Origin of the sequence: Brachyspira sp. G79, assembly GCF_002379365.1 — a bacterium.
Lineage (GTDB): Bacteria > Spirochaetota > Brachyspiria > Brachyspirales > Brachyspiraceae > Brachyspira.
The window spans coordinates 340,121-347,047 of record NZ_JQIU01000007.1; the positions used below are offsets into that span (position 1 = coordinate 340,121).

Below are 6,927 nucleotides of genomic sequence, written 5' to 3' on the forward strand. Positions count from 1 at the left end.
AAATTAATGAAATAAAAAAAGATGAAATAGCTATTATATTGGACTTTGCTTTTTATAATTATTTTATTAAAGATGTTAATAGTTCTATAAGTTATTTTGAGCATATAAGACTTTTTAATGCCCCTGAATTTAATATTTATGATTTAGACGGAATTTTTAAATATTTATTTTCAATTTCAAAAGCTACAGAGCAGCTTCAAAAATTAAGAAATAATATGAAGCTTGAAGATGATGAAAAATATAAAAATGAAAATTATGAAAAATATATTGATAAGCAGTATATAGATATTTGGGAAAATAGTGTGAAGTTATGGGAGAGCAGTTTTAATAATGTTGATAGTATCCTTGATTTTGTACAACTAGAAAAAACTATGGATATAGAAAAAATATTATTAGAATGCGGTATAAATGAAAATAATGCTTCATCAGAAAGTGTTATACTAAAAAAAGTGGATAAAATATACGATATAAGTTTGGCATCTTTTAAGAGTATATGCCAAGATATAATACAGAAAAAACTTATGTATTCTGCTATACAGGAATATAATGATCATTTAATAGATTATGATTACGGAGATGAAGTTAATTATTTGGCGTTTGCTTCAAATAAAAATAAAAAAGATTTAACATTAATATCTTTTAAGAGATGGAAAAATACTGAAGTAGGGGAACTTATTATAAGAGATTTTATACTTCTTATTAATGAGGCTGGAGCAAAAAATGGAATACTTATACTTCCTGTAGAGCTTACCAGCAGTGCCAGAAGTTATGCTATGCATAATAATAAAATAAAAGTTTATACAAGAAATCAGTTTAACTATATGCTTAGAGACAGTAAGTTTTGATTTTTTAAGTTAAACTCTTTTGTTAAAATTACACATAAACAATACTTGAAAATTATTTATTTTAGGCTTATTTGTACTGGTATTGTTAAGCAGATTATAATTTATTTTTATTATGCACATTTACTATGCTATTATATTTTTTCTTTTTTATTTATCAAAAAAATTATTTTATAAAAAATCTTGTTTTAGGCTTATTTTTATAAAAATATTTGTTTAATTAATATTTATAATTTGGGAGTATAAATAGAATGAACGATTATTTTAACCAACTTTAGAAAAATATATAGAAAGCGGTACAAGGCTTTATTTTTATTGCGAATCAAAATACAAGCAGGAAAGAAACTATTTGAGTGATAGTTATTCACACTTGTACCGCATTTCGAGCTTATTAAAATTAAAGAACAATTACTATTGTTTTTCTTTAGAGCATACAACTCCTTAGAAGATAGTATTATACCTCTATCAGCTTTCATATTTTCTTTCCTTCAATGCTTACAAAAGTTTCTCAGGCTTTTGTTTGTGGTGCATCTTTCTATTTGATTCGCATTAACTAATATACACAAAATAATTTTAAAGTCAACAAAAAAACATTTTTTTTAAAAATTTAAAATACTGCTGTAAAGAGTGATTTTTAGTAAAGTATATATAAATGTATACCTAGATGAAAAAGTCCCTAAAAATAAGGCTCTACGCTTCAAATAAAGGCGTTCTAATAAATACTTCAAGCATCGATTTGCATTATATTATCGCAACAGCATTAAAATATTTTTTCTCTCAGCCATTATTCAAAAAATAAAAATCTGCATAAGTCAGTTAGTCAGTTTAAAGTCTTTAAATAATCATTAGGTTAATCTTTAACATGTCTTTAATATATCTTTAAACTCATACAACATCTAAGGGTGTCACTATACTTAAAGTAAGGGTGTCGCTATACTTAAAGTAAGGGTGTCGCTATACTTAAAGTAAGGGTGTCATCATACTTCATTTTGAGGGTTTAACCTATATATATGCAGTTTTACAAACTAATATTTTCTAATACTTTTTATATTAATTAAGAGTATTATAATATTTTGTTTTAGACATGATTTACCTCGCAGGCTGTAAGATTGCCAGATTTTACAGCCTATCTTTTAAGCATTTTTAATATCCGTTTTTCTCGGCAGATAATTTATAATGTCATTCATCTTGTTAGTTAAATCTTCAAACATATTTTTTATTGCAATGACTTCATCGTTTTTAGAATTATAAAAGTCTTTTTTCGTACTATATTCAAACTTAGCAAACGGATGATTTTCCATAGCTTCTTTTATCATTCCAGCCAAAACATAAATATATCTTGATACAGTTGTATTAATATTTTGATGACCAAGCATTTTTGATATAACATAAACATCGGTTCCATTTTCTGCCATGTCAGTTGCAAAACCTCTTCTTAATGAATGACAAGTAACTTTTATATTTGTCTTTTTAGAAATGCTTGACATTATATCAGTTAGAGTTTTTATTTTAAAAATATCTCCATTTGATTTTATAAATAGCATGCTATGTTTTTTATTTTTCTGTTTCAATATTTCTTTTCTTAATTTTAAATATTCAATTAATTTATTTTTAATAGGATCAGAAAAGGAAATAATTCTAGGCTTATCCCCTTTCGTTTTATAAATAGTTATGGTATTATTAGAAAGGTTTATATTTTGTATGTCTATGCAGGCAAGCTCTTTTCTGCGAATGCCTGTGTTAGACATCAGCAAAAGTATAAATATATTTCTATCATCTGTAAAACTTCTATTTTTATTTTTAGCTATAGCTTTTGTAATAGATAAAGTTTTATCTGCTTTAATTAACAGCTGATTTTTTAAAATTATCTTTGGAGTTTTAAGCTCATCAAAAATATCAAAAAAAGTTTCTGTGCTTATTTTCTTTAATTTAAGCAAATACTTAAAATAATTTTTTACAGCCATAATTCTGCAATGAATAACATCAGCACTTAATTTTTTATCAGCTTGATAAACTATATAATCTTCAATCAACTTTCTATCTACTTTATTATACCATACGGTAGTATTGTATAATAGTATATCTTTGGACTGTCTATTATTGTAATAAAAATATAAAAAATCATAGAAGTTTTTTAAGGAATGAGCATAAGTCTGTATAGTCGCTTTTGATTTATAGAGTTTTATATATTCAAGATATTTAATGATTAAATTAGAATTATTATTGTCGTATAGTTTTAAGTAATCTAGTGTTTTCATAAGAAACAGCTCCATTTTTTTTATTTATAAAAAGTTTGGTTACGTTTTTTTATAAATAAAAAACAGAGCTGCTTTGATATATAATTATTATCGTATTAAATTAATTTTCATTAAATATTTTTTAGATTTCATTAATAAAAAAATAGAGCGGAGCTTTTTAAGCTTCGCTCATAAAACATTTTATTATAATTTAGGAGAAAAAAATGGTAGATGAATAGTAATATTGATTATTTATTATTTATCGCCTTCAAACTTTGACTGATAACTTTTAAATCCAGCAAGTCCAAGCAAACCACCCATCAAAAATGGAAGAGCTTCACCAAGCCTAACATCTTTAGAAAAAACCAAAAACGCTATACAAACAAGCATAACCGCCGAACCTAATAAGCTGATTAAACGCATACTAGAAAGATGGCCAGTCTTTGAACATAGTAATAAATCTTTTAATACGTTCATAATGCGTCCTACGAAATTACAGCTATAAAAAACATCACACATCCGTAAGTTAATTTAATAAAATAATATATTGATGTTTTCTCTTTAATGAGAGCTTTTAATCTCTCTTTAAATGTTCCTTCTTTTTCATTCATAAACTTATTATAGTATTTTACTATTCCAATGAAAGTAAAAACTACCATAGCACCTATTAAAAAAATTAATATTAATTTAAACATATTCACTCCTTAAAACTATTTATAAACTTTTAATTTTTCTGCTATTATCTTAAAACTATTGATAAATACCTCTTTTATTTTTTCTCTGTTATTTTCTAATTCTGTTATTTTACTTTCTTTTACTTCAAATAAAGTTCCTATCTGCTTGTTTTGATTATTGAACATATAAACAGTTTCAATAGGAAGATTCTCACTTTCTATAACTTCAGATATTTGCCTAGCCATGCCGTAAACATTAACATCAAATAAATAACTAAAATATATATACGGATGGAAATATTCATCTTCAATATGACCTTCGCAGCACTGACTAGTTTTATATCCTTTTTTGTTTAACTCTAAAATGATATCTGATATATTTTTATCTATCCTAGTAAGATTAATAAAATTACCGCATTCGCAGAATTGTTTATTTTCATAAAGTTTATTGCACTTACTGCAGAAATTATAATGTTCTTTATTATTAAAAATATTATGTCTAAATAAAGTATCAAACTGTCTTTTCATAATAACCTCTCTAAATACTTGGCTGAATCGAACATTCTATATCTACTATATAATTATTAGTTTTAAACTTAATAAGGATTGGAATAATAGAATTAATTGTAAAACCGCCTTCTGTCCTTATTAATAAGTTGTCATCTTCATAGAATAAATATTGATTTGTAACATTAAAAAATTGTGTTATTATATCATAATCTACAAAACCCATTACCATACTATTATAAACTTTATTAGCAGAACCTTTTAATCTATATTTTCCATTTATTAAATATATTCCAAAATATTCAGTTATAACTGCACCCAAATATTCAGCATATTTTGGATCTATTGGAGCTATTATATTATTATCATATATTTTTATATTTCCAATATTTGCTTCAGTTTCTATTTCTTTTGAAGTCGTGGATAGTATTATATATATATAATTATCCTTATAATACGGATATAAGAAAATAGGTATTCCGTATGATAAAGCTATAAAGTTTCTTTTATTTAGCCCTGTTATTGTTTTGCTTATTTTTATTACAGCTGTACCTTCTGATTTTAAAGTTAAACTACCTTTTAAATATATAGTACCATCAGTACTTTTTATTAGTGATAAATTATTTATATTATCTATTATATCACTATTCAATATTTGGTTTCCGCTTTCAGCTTCTAAAGTAAAAGTAGTCTTTTCAAATGAATATACTTCCTCTTCAAAAGTTTCTCCAGTATCAGAAGGCGGTTTAATCACAGAGCCGCTTTCCAAAGCAAGCAGACGTTCATGAATATCTTTTATAGTTGCAACAGGAGCTTCATTAGCTTGTCCTCCTTTTATTTTTTCTATATTTGATATTATTTGATTAATATCTTCTGCATACACAGTTTCTTCGCTCTGCCTTGCAGATACTTCTTTATATTCGTTAGGTTTACTTAAAGCCATATAAAACTCCTAAAAACATGGATGTTTTTATACAGCTGCTACACGGAGTTAAAAGCAGCTGTATACATATTATTTATTTTTTATATAAGTAATAATTCGTTCCTACTTGTATGTTGTACCATAGCTGCCATTCGCCAATCTTTATAATACTTTCTTGGTATCTTCTCATTAAATCTTGCCGATTTGTTACGGACTTGATTATAAATATTTCTGGAGGCGTAGAAAGCGGTACTTTGACATATTTTATTTTTGTACTGCATGAAGTTAGCATTATTAAAATACTTATAAAAATTATTAGATATACTATTAAATGTTTCATTCTCTGTCCTTGTCAGTAATTCTTCATCTATATTTTTAATCATTAAACTAGAATTACTAAAACTATTTTGAAACTTCTCATTTTCTTTAATAAATAATATTTCATTTTGAAGCGTTTGATTATTAAGCTCCAAGCCCTTAATATCTTCCTGATACTGAGCAATCTCTTTTTCTTTTTTATGTATTTCACTGTCTTTAGCAGCTATTAATACTATAAAAATAGAAACTATTAAAACCATTATGACTGCTATAATGATTTTTTTGTTTATTTTGGACAAAAAGCCCGTTATTATTGGTATCATATATACTCCTATTATTATATTTTTTAATCTTTTTTATTTAGTAAAATAAAGAACAGCTTTTATTATTACTATGCTCAAAAAAGCCTATAAGTAAATCGATAATAAATTATCGATTTGGCTTTTTTTCGCTTTTTTCTTATTTAGTAAAATAAAGAACAGCCCCTATTATAGTACCTATTGCTGTAAGAAGTCCTGCTATACCCACAACCGCTTTTTGAAACTTATGCAAGGTATCAACAGTAATATTACCTTCTAAACTTTTCTTTATTTCTTTTAATTCTTCATCTATTTTATTTTTATATTCCTGTATTTCAGTTAAAAAATCTTTTACATGATTTTCCAGCTTTTCTATTCTCAAATCTATTTTGATAAAATCTTCTGACAAATTATCTAAATATGTATCATAGCTTTTTATATCATTTCTCAGATTTTTAATTTCTTCTTTCACTTCTTCTACTTTATGAATAATACCGTTTCCATTTTTTGTGCCGTCTTCATTATATCCGACTTGAAGTTCCAAACGGCTCAATCTTTTTTCCAATACAGTAGTTTTACTTTCTCTAGTTGTTGCCATTACTTTAACCTTCTAATATTTTTAAAATATTATTATATCTTTCTTCTCTGTCTTCAAGTCCATTGTACCCGCCGTTAATAAGTTTAGTAACTCCTTTCACATCGCCTTGACGGGCAAGTAAACCGCAGCCTTTCTCCTTCCAAAATAATAATGCAATCTCTATAGCATTATTAGGCTCTTTGGCAAGGTCTGGATTATTAACTAAGTCAGCATTTATTTTTTTACCATAGTTTTTATAATTATTTTTTCCAGTAAGCTGAATAATGCCTCTGCCTCTATATTTATAGCCTTCATCTTGGCCATTACCCAAACGTCCGCCATAAACAAAGTTGCCAATAGCCTCAGCTCCCTGAATACATAACTTTTTAGCATTTTCCAAACTTCCAACTCTTTTTTTGAAAACTTCAAAAAGCCTTTGCGGAGTGTATCTGAAGCTCTCTTCAAGTCTTTTATAATTATTGCTTTCATGAGTTGTTTGTGCCAAGAACATAGCAGCTTCTTTTATGTCTGTAATACCATGTTTTTGAAAA

9 protein-coding genes are annotated in these 6,927 nt (G+C 26.1%); 1 reads left to right on the plus strand and 8 read right to left on the minus strand.

What is annotated here, in order from left to right:
- Positions 1-845, plus strand: an 845-nt coding sequence (locus KQ44_RS01670; RefSeq protein WP_143277843.1) for a restriction endonuclease, incomplete at its 5' end; no start/stop codon positions are given.
- A gap of 1,130 nt (positions 846-1,975) precedes the next feature.
- Here the strand turns inward: KQ44_RS01670 and KQ44_RS01680 are convergent.
- The 8 genes from KQ44_RS01680 to KQ44_RS01715 all read right to left on the minus strand — a co-directional run.
- The gene (locus KQ44_RS01680) at positions 1,976-3,100 is read right to left on the minus strand and encodes a tyrosine-type recombinase/integrase (protein ID WP_096735958.1); all 1,125 of its coding nucleotides are present in this window, start codon (positions 3,098-3,100) and stop codon (positions 1,976-1,978) included.
- Positions 3,101-3,334: 234 nt separating this feature from the next.
- Entirely contained in the window at positions 3,335-3,502 is a 168-nt protein-coding gene (locus tag KQ44_RS01685) for a hypothetical protein (RefSeq protein ID WP_240516416.1), read from the minus strand.
- Between the two features lie 62 nt (positions 3,503-3,564).
- The gene (locus KQ44_RS01690) at positions 3,565-3,774 is read right to left on the minus strand and encodes a hypothetical protein (protein ID WP_013113806.1); all 210 of its coding nucleotides are present in this window, start codon (positions 3,772-3,774) and stop codon (positions 3,565-3,567) included.
- Positions 3,775-3,789: 15 nt separating this feature from the next.
- Complete coding sequence (locus KQ44_RS01695; RefSeq protein WP_096735959.1) at positions 3,790-4,281, minus strand: hypothetical protein; 492 nt, start codon at positions 4,279-4,281, stop codon at positions 3,790-3,792.
- Positions 4,282-4,291: 10 nt separating this feature from the next.
- Positions 4,292-5,203 (minus strand): hypothetical protein, encoded by a 912-nt coding sequence (locus tag KQ44_RS01700; RefSeq protein WP_096735960.1) that lies wholly within the window; start codon positions 5,201-5,203, stop codon positions 4,292-4,294.
- Between the two features lie 80 nt (positions 5,204-5,283).
- The gene (locus KQ44_RS01705; protein ID WP_096735961.1) at positions 5,284-5,823 is read right to left on the minus strand and encodes a hypothetical protein; all 540 of its coding nucleotides are present in this window, start codon (positions 5,821-5,823) and stop codon (positions 5,284-5,286) included.
- Positions 5,824-5,959: 136 nt separating this feature from the next.
- Positions 5,960-6,397 (minus strand): hypothetical protein, encoded by a 438-nt coding sequence (locus KQ44_RS01710; RefSeq protein WP_096735962.1) that lies wholly within the window; start codon positions 6,395-6,397, stop codon positions 5,960-5,962.
- Between the two features lie 4 nt (positions 6,398-6,401).
- Positions 6,402-6,927: glycoside hydrolase family 19 protein (locus tag KQ44_RS01715; protein WP_096735963.1), on the minus strand; the 526-nt coding region annotated here is incomplete at its 5' end.